At 50.5% G+C, this 20,652-nt stretch carries 15 protein-coding genes; 11 read left to right on the forward strand and 4 right to left on the reverse strand.

Annotation, left to right across the window (positions count from 1 at the left end):
• Positions 1 to 73: 73 nt before the first annotated feature.
• A complete protein-coding gene (locus WFJ73_RS16255; protein WP_015846314.1) occupies positions 74 to 250 on the reverse strand; it encodes a hypothetical protein in 177 nt (58 codons plus the stop codon).
• Positions 251 to 650: 400 nt separating this feature from the next.
• Between WFJ73_RS16255 and WFJ73_RS16260 the strand changes: the two genes are divergently transcribed.
• Entirely contained in the window at positions 651 to 1,694 is a 1,044-nt protein-coding gene (locus WFJ73_RS16260) for a C40 family peptidase (RefSeq protein WP_336774070.1), read from the forward strand.
• 186 nt (positions 1,695 to 1,880) lie between these two features.
• Here the strand turns inward: WFJ73_RS16260 and WFJ73_RS16265 are convergent, their stop codons facing one another.
• Complete coding sequence (locus WFJ73_RS16265) at positions 1,881 to 2,630, reverse strand: hypothetical protein (RefSeq protein WP_336774071.1); 750 nt, start codon at positions 2,628 to 2,630, stop codon at positions 1,881 to 1,883.
• A 144-nt stretch (positions 2,631 to 2,774) separates the two neighbouring features.
• Here WFJ73_RS16265 and WFJ73_RS16270 point away from each other — a divergent pair, with 144 nt between their 5' ends.
• Complete coding sequence (locus WFJ73_RS16270) at positions 2,775 to 3,554, forward strand: YheC/YheD family protein (protein WP_336774072.1); 780 nt, start codon at positions 2,775 to 2,777, stop codon at positions 3,552 to 3,554.
• 68 nt (positions 3,555 to 3,622) lie between these two features.
• Here the strand turns inward: WFJ73_RS16270 and WFJ73_RS16275 are convergent, their stop codons facing one another.
• Positions 3,623 to 5,059 carry a SpoVR family protein gene (locus WFJ73_RS16275; protein ID WP_336774073.1) on the reverse strand — a complete coding sequence of 479 codons (1,437 nt, stop codon included), beginning with the start codon at positions 5,057 to 5,059 and terminating at the stop codon, positions 3,623 to 3,625.
• A 165-nt stretch (positions 5,060 to 5,224) separates the two neighbouring features.
• Here WFJ73_RS16275 and WFJ73_RS16280 point away from each other — a divergent pair, with 165 nt between their 5' ends.
• The 7 genes from WFJ73_RS16280 (at position 5,225) to WFJ73_RS16310 (ending at position 16,727) form a co-directional block, all read left to right on the forward strand.
• A complete protein-coding gene (locus WFJ73_RS16280) occupies positions 5,225 to 7,003 on the forward strand; it encodes a sensor histidine kinase (RefSeq protein WP_336774074.1) in 1,779 nt (592 codons plus the stop codon).
• Positions 7,000 to 8,559 carry a response regulator gene (locus WFJ73_RS16285; RefSeq protein ID WP_336774075.1) on the forward strand — a complete coding sequence of 520 codons (1,560 nt, stop codon included), beginning with the start codon at positions 7,000 to 7,002 and terminating at the stop codon, positions 8,557 to 8,559. Before WFJ73_RS16280 ends, WFJ73_RS16285 begins: the two co-directional genes overlap by 4 nt.
• Positions 8,560 to 8,761: 202 nt before the next feature.
• Positions 8,762 to 9,682, forward strand: a complete 921-nt coding sequence (locus WFJ73_RS16290; RefSeq protein WP_336774076.1) for an ABC transporter permease — start codon at positions 8,762 to 8,764, stop codon at positions 9,680 to 9,682.
• Between the two features lie 30 nt (positions 9,683 to 9,712).
• Positions 9,713 to 10,630, forward strand: a complete 918-nt coding sequence (locus tag WFJ73_RS16295; RefSeq protein ID WP_336774077.1) for a carbohydrate ABC transporter permease — start codon at positions 9,713 to 9,715, stop codon at positions 10,628 to 10,630.
• A 58-nt stretch (positions 10,631 to 10,688) separates the two neighbouring features.
• Positions 10,689 to 12,272, forward strand: a complete 1,584-nt coding sequence (locus tag WFJ73_RS16300; RefSeq protein WP_336774078.1) for a DUF3502 domain-containing protein — start codon at positions 10,689 to 10,691, stop codon at positions 12,270 to 12,272.
• Between the two features lie 272 nt (positions 12,273 to 12,544).
• Positions 12,545 to 15,976, forward strand: a complete 3,432-nt coding sequence (locus tag WFJ73_RS16305) for a glycosyl hydrolase 53 family protein (protein WP_336774079.1) — start codon at positions 12,545 to 12,547, stop codon at positions 15,974 to 15,976.
• 22 nt (positions 15,977 to 15,998) lie between these two features.
• Entirely contained in the window at positions 15,999 to 16,727 is a 729-nt protein-coding gene (locus WFJ73_RS16310) for a sulfite exporter TauE/SafE family protein (protein ID WP_336774080.1), read from the forward strand.
• A 53-nt stretch (positions 16,728 to 16,780) separates the two neighbouring features.
• Here the strand turns inward: WFJ73_RS16310 and WFJ73_RS16315 are convergent, their stop codons facing one another.
• Positions 16,781 to 17,599, reverse strand: a complete 819-nt coding sequence (locus WFJ73_RS16315) for a GGDEF domain-containing protein (RefSeq protein WP_336774081.1) — start codon at positions 17,597 to 17,599, stop codon at positions 16,781 to 16,783.
• Between the two features lie 247 nt (positions 17,600 to 17,846).
• Here WFJ73_RS16315 and arfA point away from each other — a divergent pair, with 247 nt between their 5' ends.
• Together arfA and WFJ73_RS16325 are read left to right on the forward strand one after the other, a co-directional pair.
• Positions 17,847 to 19,358: an arabinosylfuranosidase ArfA gene (gene arfA / locus WFJ73_RS16320; protein ID WP_336774082.1), complete on the forward strand. Its 1,512-nt coding sequence runs from the start codon at positions 17,847 to 17,849 to the stop codon at positions 19,356 to 19,358.
• 13 nt (positions 19,359 to 19,371) lie between these two features.
• Positions 19,372 to 20,289, forward strand: coding sequence for an ArsR/SmtB family transcription factor (locus tag WFJ73_RS16325; protein WP_336774083.1), 918 nt, complete (start codon positions 19,372 to 19,374; stop codon positions 20,287 to 20,289).
• The last annotated feature ends 363 nt before the right edge of the window (positions 20,290 to 20,652 follow it).

The following is a 20,652-nucleotide window of genomic DNA, read 5'->3' on the forward strand; positions in this document are numbered from 1 at the left end:
ATAAATTAAGGCTGCATCCGCAGGTTCAGTTCAGTTGACGGAACCAGGGGATGCAGCCTTTTTATTTTTATCGCTAACCAAGAAAATAATCGAGCTCGACCTCAACCTCTTCGATGACAACATCCGTGATCCGCTGATCCCGCGTATATCGCCATTGCTCGTAATACTCCTCTTTCATATAGACATGAACCATAAACCTTGGTCCCACGTTAAACATAACTCTGTAGCCTGTGAACTTATCTTTAGACAACGGTATCACCTCGGAAGTCTTTTTGCGCGTTAGTAGGTACTAGAAAAATTATAGTGAAGATAGAGAGAAAATGCTATAAGCGGGTATCCTGTTTTATTGGGCGAGTTTTCCTAAATTTTTTCTCATAATTGGTAACAGAGGAAATGATGTTTGGTGGAATTTTTATCCTGAAAAATGGCCGAAAACAGCCTGAAAACACGGCTTTACGGATGCTGTCAAAGCTAGTCCTGGATTAGCTTTGACAAGGATTTTCATTAAAGATTACTGAGAAAATACAATGGTAATAGTTAGAAAATTAGAGGGCTGTAAGATTGGATCCGTCTATCAATAGTGGTACTTTTTGGTCGTTGCGGTGAGAGTTGGCATATATTTTAATAGGGGTGGGAGGGATGACAAAAGCATGAAAAAGCAATTACTAAGCCTCGCTATTATCGGATCTTTACTAGGGACAGCCGGCATTGCAAACGCAAGCACGACCTGGACTACGGCAAGCGCAGTAAAGAAATACAATGAGTACATAAACGCGGATAGCTATGTGAAGGACGAGCTCTATAATGTGGCCGATTTCCGGACGAAATACGGAAGTCAGTCGAACACTCTCGCTTACCAAATCGTCGAACGGGCGATCTGGTATATGGAAAACGGTTATATGGTTTACGGCAGCGGTTCGGATGCTTACGGCAAATACGGCTACGAGGACTGCTCGGGCTTTGTCCGTTTCGTATTTGGCGATTTTGGCTTTAACATCACGGGAACATCGGCGAATTACAACACGGTTGGCACAAAGGTTGCCGGTGTCGGCAAACAGAAGGTGAACGGCAAGTGGAAACTTACCGGCATTGAGAACCTGAAGCTTGGCGATATTCTAACCTGGCAGGAAACCGATCATATTATGCACGTTGCGATTTACATGGGAACAAACCGCGATGGTCAGCCGGTTGTTATCGGCACACGCTCGGACGGCAACCCAACAGCGCTTGGCACGGTTGACGGCTGGGAATATTGGTGGGGCGAGAACTTTAAGGAAGCCCGCCGCGTAGTCCCTGTAGCCGGATTTACGGGTATGGCAGGCAAAACGATTAAAGCGCCTACCATTCCGCAATCGTATGTGCTGCCGCCTCAAAAACCGGTTCCGGCTTGGACAGGCCCATCAACCGGAGGCGGTTCTACCACGCCGACGCCAACGCCAACGCCAACGCCAACTCCGGATCCGACACCGTCGAATCCGTCCAATGAGAAGACTACATATGTGGTAACGGTAAAGGGCTGGGTTAGCCTGAAGTCGGCAGCGAGCTCGAGCTCGTCCACGGTTGGCAGACTGGAGCTTGGCCAAAAAGCCGAGCTGATCAAGAAAGCCAACAGCTACTGGTACCAGATTAAAGTAAACGGCAAAACCGTCTACATTACAACAAACAGTACTTATACGAAGACGATTACGGAATAAGTTGAAACAGGGGAAGTTGTTCCTTAATGCGTAGATTCGCGCTATAACTGGTGCTTTGGGAAGGGCTCCATGGACAAGCGCGAAGCAGCCGATAGAAGGAATAGGATCTTCTGTTCAGCACAAAAAAGGGTTGTTCCCGGAAGCCGATTTAGGCAGAGGGAACAGCCCTTTTTTTTAGCGTGGTTATCAGGATTCGTTAGCATCCGCCAGTAAGGTCCGTATCCGGTTATCGACAAGACTGAGGTCCCACGGGTAAAAGAAAACATGGTCGCCGTCGTCCGCGATACTGAAGGAATAGGCAATTGGCTCTTTCGTATAAAAGACCATGGCATAATAAACCGGATCTCCGTTCCGGCTGTTTGGTGTATAAGCAGGCGTATATTTGCCGGATTTCAATAGATGGATAAAGTCGGCTTGCTCCTCATTCGCAAGCGTCCGGTACGGAATGGTTTCGTTCATTTTATACAGTTCGATCTTTCTCACCTGGTCCATTGGAAGGTCCTTAAAGCTGCGCCGGTTAAGCGTTTTGTAATACGAGTCTTCCACATAAATGCGGTATCCGCCAATTCTGCTCTTGTCCTCTGCGGCAAGGATCTCCTCGGGTGTATAACCCTTTACCTCATAAAGCTGCGTACCGATAGCAAGAAAAGCCGCATCGCCTTCTTTGGTCCGGTAGTTCGGATTGGAGACAACATCTCCTACCTTGAACTTCACCTTGCCTGCGACAGCATCCGTTACATCGTCCGGATTGACAAGCACGCCGTCATAAAGGCCGGTGTAGGTATGACCGTTAAGTTTAACGAAATCCACCCAGTCAATTTCCGCATTTCCTTTGATCGATTGGGAATGATCCCTTGTCAGCGCCCAATAGGCGATTGCTCCTAATCCTAGAATCAGCATCAGGCTAGAACAGAGGATAACCGCATTTTTTTGCACGAAATACCACACTCCTAATAATTACTTAACGGGTGCATGAACCAAATAGTTGCAGCTGGAGTTGTAGTTGTATGAGGGCCTATCCACTTCAGCACAAGTGACATTAAGCGGCGGAACATACACTGGGATTGGAGGGTGAATTCCATGTACGTAAAAAAATATAAAAGCCGAAACATTTACGGAAAGCTTAAGGTGTGCCGATATTTACTTTCTCACAAAAGCCTCAAGAAGCTTGTCCCTCACACCGTATCGTTCAGCCGGAAACATATGGCATCGATGATGGCGGAGCACTCCTCGGTCTATGTGAAGCCGGATACGGGCTCGCTCGGAGTAGGGATTTTTAAAGTCAAGAAGTCGAAGGGCTCCGGCTATACGGTCAAGCATATCGTGAATAAAAAGCAGCTTAGCCATCGTTTGAATTCGACTTCAGCCGTGTATGACCATATCAACAAGAGGTCGGAGAAAAGGCTTATTATTCAAAAGGGCATCTCACTCGACCGCGTGAACGGCAGAGCGTACGACATCCGGGTAATGGTGCAGCGCAAGCCGGGCGGCTCCTGGACCGTAAACTGCTGTATGGTGAAGGTTGGGGCTCCCAAGAAGATTGTTACGAATTATTATCAGGGCGGCAAGCTGTATACGATGGAGAAGCTGGGGAAGGAGCAAGGCCTCTCGCCAAAGAAAACAGCGAAGCGAATCTCGCAGCTAAAGTCAAAGTCGCTTAAAATTGCCAAGCATCTCAGCGGCAAACGCAAAGGCATGCATGAGCTGGGCATCGATTTTGCCTATGACAAGAATCAGAATCTCTGGGTCATCGAAGTTAACTCGAATCACCCGCAGTTTTATCCGATGAAGCGGCTAGATCCGAAGGCTTACAAGAAGATGAAGGAGTTCGCGAGGAGTTACGGAAGGAAGGACGCTTAATAAGGAAAAGCCGCAATCCGATGCCTAAATACGGGCAATCGGATTGCGGCTTTTTTACCTTCAAAACTCTACACAAACTTCCGGCTAGTCTTCTTCCCGTCGCAGCTGAATACGATTTTCTTGTCCTCAACAATGGTCTCGAGATGGACATTCTTGCCCCACAGCTGCACGACATAAGGGAGGGTGCGCTCGACATATTTCAAGTCCAGCTCGGTTCCCTCGTAGTTATGCTTCAGGTACAGCTCGCCGACACGGTTGAAGTCTCCGTCAGTAACAACGATGCTTGGGAAGCCGCCGTTTACCTTGGAATAAACGAGCTGCTCCCGGATGTTTTCCCAGGATTTATCGGTAATTTTCCACTCCGGACCTTTCTTCTCGAAGATATACAGATCCAGTTCGTCGGTTAGATTCTTCGTTAAATAATTGCGCAGGAAGGAGATGTCGGAATCTTCTTCCCGGACCTCGAACATTTTCTCCCGGCCTTTGCCCGGCACCCGTCCGAACCTCTCCTGCTCTTCCTTCGTTGGTTTATCCCAGCGCTTCTCGATATCCTCGAAGATCTTCAGCCCGAGATAATACGGATTGAGGCTATGGCGGGAAGGGACAACAACGGAGGAGTTCAGCTTTGCGAACTCGATGGTCTCATCGCTTGTAAGCGGCAACTCGCGGATAATGCGCTGATGCCAATACGAAGCCCAGCCTTCGTTCATGATTTTCGTCTCGATCTGCGGCCAGAAGTAGAGCATCTCGTCGCGGAGCATCGACATGATGTCGCGCTGCCAAGGCTCAAGCTTAGGCGAATACTCCTCGATGAACCAGACCAGATCCTTCTCCGGCTCCGGAGGGAAGTGATTGGACGCCGGAGTGGCTGCTCCAGCCGACTCCGCGATCTCCTCGAGTGACCACAAATCCTCGTATTCCGATTTTGCCGTCTGCTTCGAGGAACGAGATTTTTCCTTCGTCAGCAGCTCGATATACCGGGCCTTATCCAGCTGGTAAGGCTTAATGATGGTCGGATCCACATGCTCCTGAATGGCTAGAACGGCGTCAATAAATTTCTCGACGGCTTCCGTGCCGTGATCCATCTCGTATTGATGAATGCGGTCGGCGGTTGCGGACATGCTCTCCACCATGTTGCGGTTGGTTTGGCTGAAGCGGGCATTGTTCTTGAAGAAATCGCAGTGGGCCAGAACGTGCGCGACAATAAGCTTATTCTGAATCAGCGAGTTGCCTTCGAGCAAGAAGGCATAACACGGATTCGAGTTGATAACAAGCTCGTATATTTTACTTAGACCGAAGTCGTATTGCATCTTCATCTTGTTGAACGTTTTGCCAAAGCTCCAGTGGCTGAAGCGCGTCGGCATCCCGTAAGCGCCAAAGGTGTAAATGATGTCCGCCGGACAAATCTCATAACGCATCGGGTAAAAATCTAGACCGAAACCTGTCGCGATTTCCGTAATTTCATCGATGGCATATTCCAGTGCACGGATCTCATCCTGATTCATTCCGCTATCCCCCCGTACTTGATAAATACCGTTCATACCATATGTATGCCGCGGCGGCGGTTGGATATGCCCTAAGCGTTCAAGTAATCTCCTATTTATTTATTAGACAAATTCGTATATGATTTCCCTATTCATGAACGATAGAACCTGGGAGGGCGCAGCAACATGGAGAAGCGGATGAGAACCTTCATGCCGTTTACGTATAAAATGATGATTTCCTACCTGCTGCTGGTCTTGGTTACGGACGCGGTTATCGGCTATTTCTCGTATACGATGCTGGTGCAATCCCGTACGGAAATGGCAGAGACCAACATTAAGACGGCCATGGAGCAGACGGAAAATAATCTGAGCTACCAGCTTGGCGAGATTCAGCGGATGTCCGATACGCTGTTCGGCAGCTTATCCTTTCAGCGGGCGCTGCAGAAGAAGGGCGATCCCCTTCAGACGTATTTGACGATGCTGGATGAGATCGTGCCTCAGATTCAGGCACCGCTCCACTTGTACGGCAATCATATCCGGCTCCTTGTTTATACGACAAACGGTTATCTGAACGAGGTTGACGGAGACAGCATGTACGAGGAGATTAAGGACAGCGATTATTACATTTTGCCGTACAGCGAGATTACGAATAAGTCGTGGTTCAATGCAATCCAGGATTCGGATAAGGATAATATTTGGCTTCAGGTCGACACGGACCGGACACTAAACAATATTTCGCATTTCCGGAAGCTGGTCTCTTACAACGATTATAAGACGATTATCGGCTACGTCCGGATTACGACGCGGCTGGATGATTTGCTCGGGGATTTTAAAGCGTTTCCAACCGAGGAGGGACTTATTCTTCGTTTGGTGGATACAAGCAGCGATACGGTTCTCTATCAACGGGGAGACAATGGGGATACCGACGGGAAAGCTGCTGCAGGCACGATGCCCGAAGAGGATAATGGCACTTATCTCGTTATGCAAAATAAGATTCCAAGCACCAGCTTTGTCATCGAGACGCTGGTTCCGAACCAGTACCTGAGCAAAGACGCGGCCAAGCTTCGCGGCGTTATTTTCTCCGTGTGCCTGATCAGTTTCCTTGTGATGTCGTTTATCGGGTTCCTCGTAGCCAGATTGTCCGGACGAAAAATGAGACGTATCGTCACGTTCCTCCGTTCCTTCCAGCAAGGCAGCTTCCAGAAGCGTCTGCGCTTCAGCGGCAATGACGAGTTTGTTCATATTGCCGGTGCGTTTAACGATATGGCGGAGAACATTCAGGATCTGATCAAGAAGGTATACGTGGAAGGCATTCAAAAAAAACAGGCGGAGCTCGAAGCGCTGCAGGCGCAGATTAATCCGCATTTCCTGTACAATACGTTGTCGACGATAGGCAGTCTTGCGAATTTGTCGGAGACGGAGAAGGTGACGGGGATGGTTGAAGGGCTGGCGAAGTTTTACCGGCTTACGTTAAACGACGGCCAGGTATTTATTCCGCTGGCGAAGGAGCTCGAGCAGGTTGAAGCTTATCTGGACATCCAGCGTATTAAATACGCGGGGAAATTTGATGTCCATATCGATATGGAGCGGGGACTTGAAGATTGCAGAGTCATTAAGCTAATCTTGCAGCCTTTTGTAGAGAACATCTTTAAACATGCCTGGTTTGGCAGCCATATTGCGATACGGATCAGCGGCAGAGCAGTGGGGAATAAGGTGGAGCTGAAGGTCATTGACACCGGGATCGGGATGAAGCCGGATGCTTTGAAGGCCGTAATGGCACAGCCGGGGCAGTCGGGCGGATACGGTATCCGCAACGTGGATGACCGCATCAAGCTGCGGTATGGCGACGAGTACGGCATTGAGATCGGTAGCGTGTTCGGCGGAGGGACGACCGTACGGATTCTGCTGCCGATAGACCGGCAGGGCAACGTGGACGAGGAAGAGCAAAGGAGACAGCTGGCATGATTACAGTATTACTAGTAGATGACGAAGCGATAGATCTGGAATGGATGCGGCGCAGGGTAACGGGCAGCCCGCTGCCCTTGCAGGTGGTGGGGACGGCAAGCAGCGGATTTGAAGCTCTGAAGCTGATGGAGGATGAGCGGATCGATGTCATTCTGTCCGATATCCGGATGCCGATTATGTCGGGGACGGAGTTCGCGCGGAAGGCGAAAGAACGGAACCCGCATGTTCAGGTTGTTTTTATCAGCGGTCACGAGGACTTTCAATACGCGAAGGAAGCGATTCAGATGAATGCTTCGGGCTATTTGCTGAAGCCGGTCAAGGACCAGGAGCTGCATGACATGCTGGAAACGGTCTATAAGCAGGTGGAGAGCGAGCGGAAGCGGCATTCGATCGTAACGGAGGCCTTATCGCTGGTGAATAGGGAGCTGATGCTTAAGTGGCTGGCCGATACAACCGAAGAGCATGAGCGGGAGCATATCGCTCCGTTCCTGAACTCGCTCCTGCAATACGGGGCAGCCGCAGCGGTTATCGAGATCGATGACGTGGAGTGGAAAATTCCCGAACAGGAGCGGCGCAGCCTGATCCGCAGCATCTCCTCCTTTATCGAGCAGTTCGTCGGCGACCATGACGGAGGTACGGTGCTGGTCAGCCATGATCAGCGCATTGTTATTTTATCGCCGATCTCCGATGATCGATTCAACGCCATGCTGGAGGAGCTGGTTGGCGAGGTCCGCCAGAGCTTCCCGGTTACGATCACGGCAGGAGCCGGCAGCTCCGCACGGGACACGGAGGAACTGCGGGAATCCTACCGGCAGGCGCAGGCAGCCCTTAGCGCGAAGTGGCTGCTCGGCAAAAACCGGCTGATCAAGGATGCTTTCGGCACGGCAAGGGAAGACAAGCTGGAGCACAATGTCGAGGAGAACGTCGAAGAGATGCTGACCGCAATCCTCGATTACGATCTGGTAGCGATAGACGACCGGCTGCTCAAGCTGTTCGACAAGAACGAAAGCGTATCCCAGAAGCAATATGCGTACGACCTGATTATCCGGGTAACGTCGAAGCTGCATGCCGATCTGCTGCAGCAGAACGAAAATCTGTATGAGCTGTTGAAATGGGATGCGCAAAAGGCGGCCGTGCTGTTCCAGTTCGAGACGATAGACGATATTTTGTCCTGGCTGCGCAGAAGATTTTTCGAGCTGTCCGAGCTGCTGTACGTAAAGCGCCAGAAGCAAAAGCGCAAGCTGTTCGACAACATTATGGCGTTTGTGGACGAGCGGCTGGAGCAGAAGATTACGCTGAAGGAAGTAGCGGCGTTTTTTGATTTTACGCCCAATTATTTGAGCACCCTGTTCAAGGAAGAGACCGGCACCTTATTCAGCGACTGGCTGAATGAACGGCGCATGGACCGCGTCAGGGAGCTGCTTGCGGATCCTTGTCTGAAGGTATACGAAATAGCGGAGCGGGTCGGCTACAAGAATATCATTTATTTCAACCGGCAGTTCAAGCAGTTTACCGGCATGACACCAGGCGAATACCGAAAGAAGCATAAAATCTAGCCCGTTTGACCTTCATTCATAAGCCTGCGGCTGTTTTTCCAAGCCTGCGGGCTTTTGTTTTTTCGATCCGTATAAACTAAACTTTCTGGCCGAAATCGTAGATTATGTATTACTTTTTGTAGTTTGGCTTAATTTTGGAGGGTCGGCGAGGTTTATATAATTAACCTATAAGACAGAGAGATTATACAGGAGGAGAAGACGAATGAAGCAACGCGGATTTTGGGGTTACGCCTTTCAGAACAAGACGCTGCTGCTCATGCTGGCGCCGGCGGTATTCTTTTTTATACTGTTCGCTTACGTACCGATGGCCGGCATTGTGCTTGCATTCAAACAATACAACAACTCGGGCGGCATATTCGGAAGTCCGTGGAACGGAATCAGCAACTTCCGCTTTTTCTTCGAATCGGGTAATGCCTGGATGGTTACGAGGAATACGGCGCTTTATAACATCGCCTTCATCATCGTCAACAACGTGCTGCAAATCGCGGCGGCGATATTCCTGTTTGAAGCGGTGGGCAAATGGTTCCGCAAGTTAACGCAAACGATGCTGTTCCTTCCTTACTTTATTTCGTGGGTTGTCGTAGGCGCTATTGCTTACAACCTGTTCAACTACGACGTGGGTACGCTGAATGTGCTGCTGAAGGCAGTAGGCATGCAGCCGGTTGATATTTACAACACGCCTTCTTATTGGCCGGTCATTCTCGTGCTCGTATCCGCTTGGAAAACGCTTGGCTACGGTTCGGTCATGTATCTGGCGGCCATCACGGGGATCGACAACGAGATGTACGAAGCGGCGGAAATTGACGGAGCAAACGTGTTCCAGCGGATCTGGCGCATTACGCTGCCGAATCTGTTCCCAACCGTGATCATTCTGGTCCTGCTTGCCGTCGGCAATATTTTCAGAGGAGATTTCGGGATGTTCTACAACATGGTCGGCAACAACGGCCTCTTATTCTCCTCAACCGACGTTATCGATACCTTCGTCTTCCGGTCGCTGACGACCTCGAACGAAATCGGCTTATCGGCTGCTGCAGGCTTCTATCAATCCGTGCTTGGCTTTGCAACGATCTTGCTGGCTAACTATGCGGTACGCAAATACGACAAAGATCATGCATTGTTCTAAAAGCACATGCTTACGAAGGAGGGTTTATAGATGAGTGCAATTGCCCAAACGGGAAAAAGCAGGGTTAAACGTCAGGCGGACATCATGCTGCTGAGAGTCATCGGCTACATCTTTATATCGCTCTTGGCTGTCATCTGCTTCATACCGTTCCTGCTTGTAGTATCATCCTCATTGTCGCAGGAAAGTTCCATTGTGGAGAAAGGTTATCAGCTCATACCGGCGGTGTGGTCCACGGATGCTTACAGCATTCTGTTTAAATATCCGGAGCAAATGCTCCGGGCGTATGGGGTCACCATTGCGGTGACGGCAGCCGGGACGCTAGTCGGTTTATTCATAACCGCGATGACGGCTTACGTTCTTCAGCGCAAAGATTTCAGGTGGCGCAACCAGTTTGCTTTCTTCTTCTTCTTTACGACATTGTTCAGCGGAGGTCTTGTACCATGGTATATGCTGATCGTTACGTATCTGGATTTGAAAGACAAGTTGATCGTCCTTATTCTCCCGATGCTGCTCAACGTGTTCTATATTATCGTCATGAAGACGTTCATGAGCAGCATTCCGGAGGCGATTACCGAATCGGCCAAGATCGACGGCGCGGGGGACTTCCGCATTTTCGTCCAGCTGATCCTGCCGCTGTCCAAGCCTGTACTTGCCACCATCGGTTTGTTCATCGCTTTGGCCTACTGGAATGACTGGTACAATGCGCTGCTGTTTGTGAGCGACGAGAAGCTCATGCCGCTTCAATACTATCTGTACAAAATGCTTGGCAATATGGATGGCATGCGCAAGGCGATGGTTGCCTCGGGAGCGGTCGTTACGACCAACGTCCCGACGGAGAGCCTGAAGATGGCGATGACGATTGTCGCAACCGGGCCGATCCTGCTCGCTTATCCGTTTATTCAACGGTATTTCGTGCAAGGCCTTACGCTTGGCGCGGTAAAAGGTTAGGATGACCTCAGGGTGACCTGGTTATCATATAGGACTACCATTATTTAGGGGGATACACATGCGAAACAAAAAAACGGTCATGATGCTGGCAGCAACGGTTGCCCTATCTGCTACGGTTCTGGGAGCATGCGGCAGCAACAATGGTAATAACGGCGGGAAGAACGCAGAAGCGACGCAATCGCCTGCAACGGAATCGCAATCACCTTCGGCATCGGCTGATGCCGGCGCGGTTGACACCTCGCAAGAGCTAAAGATCAAAATGCTGATGGTTGGCGGCAAACCTGTTGATTATGACGCGGTATTCGCGGAAATCAACAAGAAGCTGAAAGAAAAGGTTAACGCAACCATTGATGCCGAGTTCCTCGATTGGGCGGACTGGACGCAGAAATATCCGCTGAAGTTCGCAGCAAACGAAGATTTCGATATTGCCTACACAGCGAACTGGGCTTTCTATAACGACCAGGCGCTTAAAGGCGGCTTCATGGAGCTGACAGACGATATGCTCAGCAAGTTTATGCCGCAAACGATGAAGGCTATGCCTGCGGTAGCTTGGGAGCAGTCGAAGGTAAACGGCAAGCAGTTCATGGTGCCGAACAACAACCCGGAAGTAACGGACAAAGCAGTACTGATTCGCGAAGATCTGCGCAAAAAGTATAATCTGGAGCCGGTTAACAGCCCTGAGACTTATGCCGCTTATCTGAAGGCGATTGCGGCTAACGAGAAAGGCGTCAATGCCTTTAACGCAAAAGGCGCCGACGGCTGGAAATGGCATGAGCTTGACCAGATCCTGCTCGAACAGGCGAATGACTTCAACCTGGTCGACTACAGCATGCCGCTTGCTTACAAGCTGGACGATGCTACAGGCAAAGTATTCAACATTTATGACACGCCGGAATTCAAATCCCTTCTTGCTTATTATAAAGATCTGGCTGACAACGGCGCATGGTCCAAAAACATCGTGTCCAACAAAAACGACGTATGGCAGGATATTAAAGCCGGCAAAACCGCTTCTTATGCTCAAAACCTGGGTACGGTAGCGATGAACCTGGCTGAACTGAAACGCGAGCAGCCGGATGTTGAGCTGGCCATCGCGGATCTGACGCCTAACAGCAAGAAAATCGCGGCAATCTCGACGCAAAACGGCTTTGCGATCCATGCGACATCGAAGAAAGCGGATCGTTCGCTCATGGTGCTTGACCTGCTGCAAAACGATAAAGAAATCCATGACCTGTTCATGTACGGCATTGCCGGCACGAACTATGAGCCAGTTGGCGATGACAAGTTTAACGCGTTGCCTGGCACACCGAACTACACTGGCTTCTCCAACTGGGGCTCGAACTCCCCTCTGAACCGTAAAGACGCATCGTATCCGGCGGAAGCAGACGCGATTGCTACGGATTGGGAGAAGAAGGTTTACCACTTCAAGCTTGAGACCTTTGTATTCAACGATGCAAACGTGAAGAACGAAGTGGCTAACGTAGGCAACGTGATGCTCCGTTATGCGATTCCGCTCGAGTACGGCCTGATCAAGGACATCGACAAAGGCCAAGCGGATCTGATCGCGCAGCTGAAAGCAGCGGGTATCGAGAAAGTACAGAAAGAGCTGCAAACTCAGATCGATGCGTTTTTAGCGGCTCAATAAGGGGAGACGATTGTCTCTCCGCCTTGGGGAAAAGGATTTGTTAGAGAATGGTGGGGCGTGCAGGAACGGGGTATCCCTTTCGGCCACTGTTGTCTGCAGGAAAGATGAATCCAATTTGTTAAGGAGATTTCCTGCAGACAAAGGCGGACGCTAACGTTCCTCAGGGGACACCCCTTTTCCTTTCGCAAACTATTCTCTTAGAACAATTTTCTCAGCTTAAGGAGGAGACAAAAGTCTCCTCCTTATTTATAGCCAAATGGGGAGGAAAATTAATGAAACGAATGGTACGAAGAAGCATTCTTTTATTTTTAACATTTACGTTAGCGCTTACATCGCTGCTGGCTATTGGGCCGGTGAAGAAAGCGGAGGCGGCGGAGAGCAATTTGTCTGATCCCGATACGTTTATTAAAGGCGTGGATATTTCGACTTTGCAGGCGCTCGAGGATAAGAATGTGAAGTTTTATGATGGAGGAATCCAGCAGGATCTGCTGACCATTATGAAGAATCATGGCGTCAATTACGTCCGTCTTCGCCTCTGGAATGATCCGGTGCAGGCGGATGGTTACAATGACAAGGCTCACGTGCTTGCGATGGCGGAGCGGGTGAAGGCGGCAGGAATGAAGCTGCTTCTTGATTTCCATTATTCCGACTTCTGGGCGGATCCGGGACAACAGGTGAAACCGGCGGCGTGGAAGGACCTCAGCTTTGCGGATCTGAAGACAGCTGTCTATGATTATACGGCGGATGTCATGAGCGATCTTGCGGACGCGAATGCCTATCCGGATATGGTGCAGATTGGCAACGAAATTAACAGCGGCATGCTGCTGCCCGACGGATCAACCAGCAACATGGATAACCTTGCGGGGTTGATCAGCGAAGGCGTTAAAGCGGTACGGGATACTACGCCAAACGGTCAAACGACGCAAATCATGCTGCATTTGGCGGAAGGCGGCAATAACGGCAAGTTCCGAAGCTTTTTTGACGCAATGGAAGCGAGGAATGTAGACTATGACGTTATCGGCATGTCCTATTATCCGTTCTGGCACGGCACGTTCCAGCAGCTGAAATCCAATATGGACGATATCGCCGCAAGATACGGCAAGCCGATTGTTGTAGCGGAAACGTCTTATGCCAATACGCTTGAGAATGGCGATGATCATCCCAATACGGTTGGCGAGAACGAAACAAAGCTGGTTGGCTTTGAAGCATCCGTTGCCAATCAGAAGCTAGTCACCGAGACGGTGCTGAATACCGTCGCCCATGTGCAAGGCGGACTTGGTCTCGGCGTATTTTACTGGGAGCCGGCTTGGCTGCCGGGCGTAGGCTGGAAGCAAGGCGAAGGCAATGCATGGGAAAATCAGGCGATGTTTGATTATGACGGCAATGCGCTTGACTCGCTTAACGCGTTCCAATATGTACCGGGCAGCATCGCAAGCGTAGATCCGATTCTTGTGTACCCGGCAACACCGGTTACGATTGCAACGGGAGATGCCTTATCGCTGCCGGCAGATACAAAGGTACTTTATAACGAAGGAACGATTACGGCGAAACCGGTTGAATGGGAGGAATACAATCCCGAGCTGTTGAGTACGCCGGGAACGTTTACGGTTCAAGGGATTGTGGAGGGCACGAATCTCCGCACCTCGGTAGAAGTGACAGTGACGGGAAGCCCGAATCTGTTGAAAAATGGCGGCTTTGAGAGCGGTACGCTGGCGGATTGGACGGTTACAGGCGAAACAGGCGCGGTCAAAATCGAGCATAATGCGGGTAATGCAAAAGCCGGGGAATACGCCCTGAATTATTGGTCGGGCTCGGCCTTTGCCTATCAGGTATCGCAGACGGTAACGGGGCTTGCGAACGGAACGTATGAGCTTCGGGGTTATGCTTCCGGCGGTGAATATGCGGATCAGACGATCTCTCTGACGGCTGAGACCGGCGGCAAGACTTTCAGTACTCCGGTGACCAATACCGGATACAACGTCTGGAAGCAATATAAGATTGAGGATATTCAAGTTACGGACGGCCAAGCAAAGGTCGGTATTCACGTAAACGGACCGGCAGGAGCATGGGGGTATTTTGACAAGCTTGAGCTGGTGAAGGTAGAAGCCGCGGAGGTTAACGTCGTGCAAAATCCGGGCTTCGAAAGCGGCGCTCTGGCGCCATGGACGGTAACCGGGGATAGCGGAGCGGTTAAGGTTGAGCATAATGCGGCTAATGCCAAAACCGGCGAGTATGCGCTTAATTATTGGCTGGGCACAGCATTTAAGTATACGGTTACGCAGTCTTTCGAGAATCTTGAGAACGGAATTTACGAGCTTCGCGCATCGGCATCCGGCGGCGTATACGCCGAGCAGAAGATAAGCTTGTTCGCCAAATCCGGCGGGTTAACGTACAGCACCGATGCTGTAAATACCGGCTGGAATGATTGGCATTCCTACAAGGTCAGCACAATTGAAGTGCGGGACGGCAAAGTATCGATCGGTATTGATGTGGATGCTCCGGCGGGAGCATGGGGCTACATGGACGATATTGCGCTGGTGAGAGCAGGAGATCTGCCTCCCGGAGGCGATAATAACGGCAGCGGCGGATCCGTCAATAACAATAACGGCGTTGCTACCGTTACTTCCTCCCAATTGGCTGCGGATGGCAAAGGCGGGTATACGGTAGAGTTGCCGACGGGAACAACGCAGGCTGTTTTACCATCCGGTCTGTATGATCAATTGAAGAAAGGGCCAGTTACCTTGTCTGCCGGAGACCTGTCCTTGACTATTCCTTCGGCGGTCGTAACCGAGCTGCTTGGCAAGCTGAAGACGGAAGCGGGCAGCAAGATTACTTTAAGCCTCGTACCCGTGACAGGGGAGGCTGCGGATAAAATGCTTGCCGGCACCGGCGCGGATGTCCGAGCGCTTGGCACCGTTTATAACTTCGAGTTGGCGGTAACCGACGCGTCCGGCAATGCGGAGAAGTTGACCAAGTTCAACAGTCCGCTGACTCTTCGCATGAAGGCATTACAAAGCGGAAACGCGGAATTGACAGGCATCTATTATATCGCTGAAGACGGATCTATCCATTATGTTGGCGGGCAATTCGCAAATGGCTTATGGCAGGCAGACGTTGCGCATTTCAGCAGCTACGCTTTGCTTGAAGTGAAAAAATCCTACACGGATGTGCCTTCCGCGCATTGGGCAGCACTTGCGATCGAATCCCTTTCGGCGAAGCAGATTATTAATGGGACAGCTGCGGCAAGCTTTGAACCGGACCGCTCGATCAGCCGTGCCGAGTTCACAGCGATTCTTGCACGCGCCTTAAAGCTTACTGGCACCGGCGCTCAAGCTTCGCGCTTTAACGATGTACCGGCCGGCGCCTGGTATGCCGAAGCTGTATCCGCGGCTTATGAGGCAGGTCTTGTGAAAGGCCGTTCGGCCGAGCTGTTTGTGCCTAACGGCTCGATTACACGCCAAGAAATGGCCGTTATGCTGGCCAAAGCCTATGAAATTTCCCATAAAGTAGCCTCTGCTTCCTCTATTGCTGGCCAGGAGCTCCCGTTCCTAGACACACCGTCGATTGCGGATTGGGCTATGCCTTCTGTACAATGGGCTTATGAGCAAGGGCTGTTAAAAGGACGAAGCGGTGACCGGTTTGCCCCGGCAGCATCGATGACACGCGCGGAGGCAGCTGAAGTCGTCTATCGCTTGCTTAAATAGAATCAGGAGTATTCATTCCGTTATGCATCTTGATGAACTCGTATTTGTTTTGATGATTGTCCTGCTTGCAGGCTTTGTGCAAGGATTGACGAGCTTTGGATTTGCTCTAATCTCCATGCCGCTGCTCGTGAAGCTGATGCCGATGCAGCAGGCTGTCCCGGTTGTTGTGGTATTAAGTCTCTTAACCAACATTGCCGTGCTGTACAGCAGCCGGAAGCATATCCGGATCAGGCAGATTTGGCCGCTTCTGGCCGCAAGTTTGCTCGCGGCACCGCTTGGAACCTATGCCTTGCTATATGTTCCGGCGAATGCGCTGAAGCTTGGCGCCGGTCTGCTTGTGGCCGTCGTATCCATCCTGATGCTGAGCGGAAAAAGCTTTCCGCTCAGCCGGCTGGCTTACGCGCCGGTTGGTGCGGTAAGCGGCTTTTTGAACGGAAGCATCTCGATGAGCGGGCCTCCGGTGGCGTTATTTTTAACCAACCAAGGCCTCGACAAGATGACCTTCCGGGCGAACATTACGGCTTACGCCCTAATCCTGAATATCATTACGATAGGGACGTATATGTATGAAGGACTGCTTAACGAGACGTCTATGGAGACGGTTGGCTGGGCGGTACCGGCGCTTATTATCGGAGTTATTGTTGGGATCAAGGCGGTTGGAAGGCTCAATGACAAGCTGTTCAAAACAATCGCGCTTTGGCTGATCCTGATTACCGGGATCTGGACGGCGCTCGGCGGACTTATCGGCTAGCAGCAAAACAAAAAACCTTGAAGGTACGGCGCCTAGGTATGGCGCTGCTGCCTTCAAGGTTTTTTTCTTAACTGCTTCATTCGATACATCGCTTGGTCAGCATCCGTAATCAGCTGCTTGAGACTGGCATACCGGTCTTGATTGGAGCTAATGCCAATGCTGGCCGATAGGCTGATGGGCTTACCCTGAACAAGAAACGGATCCAGGAAAGCAGCGTTGATCTTGTCGTGTACCGTCCGAACGCCGTTATCCTCGCTTAAATTCTGGAAGCAGATAATAAACTCATCGCCTCCGTACCTAACGATCCGGTCACTGTGCCGGATTTGCTGCTTCAGGCGTTTGGCGATTTCAATCAGCAACAGGTCTCCAAACTCATGGCCGAATTGATCGTTAATCTGCTTGAAGTCATTCAGATCGATAAACATGACTCCTAGAGGTGCCTCAATGTTCCGCTGGAACAGCTCGTCCAGAAACCTTCGATTGTACAACCCGGTTAAACTGTCGGTAACGGTTGCGAACTCCAAATCTATCGTGTAACCAAGCAATGCGGTTAGGGAATTCAGATACGACTGCTCCTCTTCGTTGAGGGACAAGGGATCCCGGTCAACTAGATAAAGAGCGCCATGAACGACGCAATCGCTTGTTGTTATCGGAACAATATAGTGGGAACGTTGTCCGATAATTACGCTGATATCGGATTGAAAAGTCATTCCGGCTTGTACGAGGGTGTCTCTGCGGTTATAAGCACCTACGATCCGGTGGCTTGAGCCCTCCTGAACCGCAATAAAGAGGGTGTCGACATGAAGAAATGAGGTCAAAAGCTGTAGGACATGTCCGGCTGCATCGTCGAATGAGCGAATTTTGCTGGGCATTGCGTAGTTCATCTCCTGCAAGAATGGCGAACCATATCGAAAAATTACCTGCTGATTCCAGTTTAGTCGAAACCGGCTGCAGACTCAACAAAGAACTTCTTAATAATGGGTATTTCAGGTTTAAACTATTAATTTGGATTAATATATATATTAATTTAAATATATAAGAATTCGTTATTGAATTATTTCACCGGCTGATGTTTAATAAAGATATTGATTTATAAATTTATCACGAGGTGATTCTTTAATGACGAACCGTGCCAAGATGATCGTTGACAAAGATTTTATCGTAGGTGAAGTAGATAAACGAATTTATGGTTCTTTTATTGAGCATTTGGGACGTGCGGTATACGGCGGCATTTACGAGCCTGATCATCCGTCCGCAGACGAACAGGGCTTCCGTTCAGACGTGCTTGAGCTTGTGAAAGGATTAGACGTACCTATCGTCCGTTACCCGGGCGGCAACTTTGTATCCGGTTACAACTGGGAGGACGGCGTTGGTCCGGTTGCTGACCGTCCGAAGCGTCTTGAGCTGGCATGGCGGACAATCGAGCCGAACCTAGTAGGCTTTAACGAGTTTGTGGACTGGTGCAAGAAAGCAAACACCGAGGCGATGATGGCTGTTAACCTCGGCACCCGTGGGCCGGAAGAAGCCCGCAATCTGATCGAGTATTCCAACCATGCTTCCGGCTCCTACTGGTCGGATCTTCGAATCAAGCATGGCTACAAAGACCCGCATAATATTAAAACCTGGTGCCTTGGCAACGAGATGGACGGCCCATGGCAGATTGGCGCAAAGACAGCCGTGGAATACGGCCGCATTGCCAATGAAACGGCTAAGATCATGCGCTGGGTGGATCCAACGATTGAGCTCGTTGCCTGCGGCAGCTCGGGCCTTGGCATGCCAACCTTCCCGGATTGGGAATCAACCGTGCTTGATCTGACGTACGATAACGTTGATTACATTTCGCTGCATCAGTATTATGGAAATAGAGACAAGGATACGAAGAACTTCCTCGCTCAATCGCTAGGAATGGATTCCTTTATTCAGACGGTTATTTCCACAGCCGACTATGTGAAAGCGAAGAAGCGGAGCAAGAAAAACATTAACCTCAGCTTCGATGAATGGAATGTATGGTTCCACTCCAACGAGAGCGACCGCAAGATCGAGCCGTGGTCCATCGCACCGCCGCAGCTGGAGGATATTTATACGCATGAGGACGCGCTTGTGGTTGGCTGCATGCTGATCAGCCTGCTGAAACGCGCCGACCGGGTGAAAATGGCATGTCTTGCTCAGCTCGTTAACGTTATTGCCCCAATTATGACGGAGAACGGCGGAGCTGCATGGAAGCAATCGATCTATTATCCGTACATGCATGCAAGCCTGTTCGGACGCGGCACGGTATTGGTTCCTTTGCTCAAATCGGATAAGTACGACTCCAAGGATTACACCGATGTGCCATATGTGGAGGCAGTAGCCGTTCATAATGAGGAGCTTGGTGAAGTAACCGTATTTGCCGTAAACCGCGATTTGGATAATGCGAGAACGTTTGACATCGATCTTCGCAGCTTTGGTTCCTTCCGCGTAATCGAGCATATTGCCCTTGAGAATGATGACCTTCAAGCCGTTAATACAGCGGCTAATCCGGACCGTGTGAAGCCTCACGCAAACGGGAACGCAAAGCTTGAACAAAACGGCACGATTGAAGCTTCTCTTAGCAAAGCTTCTTGGAACGTCATTCGAATCAAACTTCAGTAACAGGATGTGAAACATGTTAATCAAAGCGGATACCGATCAAGCCTGGCTTCCGCTTTATGAAGCGCTGGCTAGTCCTGTGCGATTAAATATTCTGGATCTTCTCGCCGGTGCAGCTGAGCCGATGAATGTCAAAGATCTGGCAGCCGCGCTTGGGCTGAGCAGTGCCATCGTGACGATGCATGTCCGAAAGCTCGAGCAGGCGGGAATTATTCAGACGAAGATGGTCAGAAAACAGGGTGGCACGCATAAAATTTGCGAAATCGCGGCCTCTCGCATCCAGATTGATTTGCCGCAGCCCGGCTTTACTCCAAAGAAAACCCATGAGATCAGTATACCGGTCGGCCATTATACCGAATTTGAGGTGTATCCGACCTGCGGTATTGCAACAACGGAAAAGGTAATTGGCCAATTCGATGACCCGAGGTATTTCCTCGAGCCGGAGCGGATGAATGCCGGCATACTGTGGTTCGGCAAAGGGTATGTGGAGTACCGGATTCCGAATTATCTGCTGCCGGGTCAGCACCCCGAGGATCTCGAGATTGTTCTGGAGATCAGCTCCGAGGCGCCGGGTTACAATGAGAACTGGCCATCGGACATCGTATTTAGCCTTAACGGCGTTCGGATTGGCATGTGGACCAGTCCCGGTGATTACGGAGCAGTAAAAGGGAAATACACACCAACTTGGTGGCAGGACTTCGTTAATCAGTACGGTCTGCTCAAGATTATCCGCGTCCAGAAAAACGGTACCTTCATTGATGGTCAGCAAATCTCCGATATCGGAATCGACCAGATTGGCCTGAACCGCAATCAGTGGGTATTCCGCCTCGCCGTTGAAGACAACGCCGCCCATGTCGGCGGCCTGACGTTGTTCGGCAAAGGCTTCGGCAACTACAATCAGGACATGATTTTCCGTGTCCACTATCTGGAGTGACTGATGGGCTCGCATTTTGGTGTCGCTACGAAAGTAAATGTTCTTCCGATCGCTGTGCTTTTCCGGTTCCCTGAACGAGTCGTATAGGTAGGAACCGGAAAAGCAAGGCGAACGCTCCGCTTCTCCAGAACGTTTACTTTCTCCGCTCCAAAGTCGCTCGCCCTTGTGGGGTGGGGCCGTATGGGGACTGCTGATGACCCGGCAGTCCTTTCTTTATTAGTCGTTGCTGGGCCGGTTAGCCAAGCAACAACCTTTTATCAAATGCAGAAGTGCAGGTTGTTTTGCGCTAACCGGCGCAAAATATCTACCCTGATGCAAAAATGCAGGATAATCTGTCCCATTATGCCCATGAGGCATACTTAG

The sequence above is a fragment of the Paenibacillus sp. MMO-58 genome, from assembly GCF_037146255.1.
Taxonomy (GTDB): domain Bacteria; phylum Bacillota; class Bacilli; order Paenibacillales; family Paenibacillaceae; genus Pristimantibacillus.

Bases quoted from the DNA above. Each gene is read 5' to 3' on its own strand.
- WFJ73_RS16285 (WP_336774075.1), top strand. From the start codon at position 7,000: ATGATTACAGTATTACTAGTAGATGACGAAGCGATAGATCTGGAATGG.
- WFJ73_RS16275 (WP_336774073.1), bottom strand. From the start codon at position 5,059: ATGAATCAGGATGAGATCCGTGCACTGGAATATGCCATCGATGAAATT.
- WFJ73_RS16325 (WP_336774083.1), top strand. From the start codon at position 19,372: ATGTTAATCAAAGCGGATACCGATCAAGCCTGGCTTCCGCTTTATGAA.
- WFJ73_RS16315 (WP_336774081.1), bottom strand. From the start codon at position 17,599: ATGCCCAGCAAAATTCGCTCATTCGACGATGCAGCCGGACATGTCCTA.
- WFJ73_RS16260 (WP_336774070.1), top strand. From the start codon at position 651: ATGAAAAAGCAATTACTAAGCCTCGCTATTATCGGATCTTTACTAGGG.
- WFJ73_RS16270 (WP_336774072.1), top strand. From the start codon at position 2,775: ATGTACGTAAAAAAATATAAAAGCCGAAACATTTACGGAAAGCTTAAG.
- WFJ73_RS16290 (WP_336774076.1), top strand. From the start codon at position 8,762: ATGAAGCAACGCGGATTTTGGGGTTACGCCTTTCAGAACAAGACGCTG.
- WFJ73_RS16280 (WP_336774074.1), top strand. From the start codon at position 5,225: ATGGAGAAGCGGATGAGAACCTTCATGCCGTTTACGTATAAAATGATG.
- WFJ73_RS16300 (WP_336774078.1), top strand. From the start codon at position 10,689: ATGCGAAACAAAAAAACGGTCATGATGCTGGCAGCAACGGTTGCCCTA.
- WFJ73_RS16305 (WP_336774079.1), top strand. From the start codon at position 12,545: ATGAAACGAATGGTACGAAGAAGCATTCTTTTATTTTTAACATTTACG.
- WFJ73_RS16295 (WP_336774077.1), top strand. From the start codon at position 9,713: ATGAGTGCAATTGCCCAAACGGGAAAAAGCAGGGTTAAACGTCAGGCG.
- WFJ73_RS16310 (WP_336774080.1), top strand. From the start codon at position 15,999: ATGCATCTTGATGAACTCGTATTTGTTTTGATGATTGTCCTGCTTGCA.
- arfA (WP_336774082.1), top strand. From the start codon at position 17,847: ATGACGAACCGTGCCAAGATGATCGTTGACAAAGATTTTATCGTAGGT.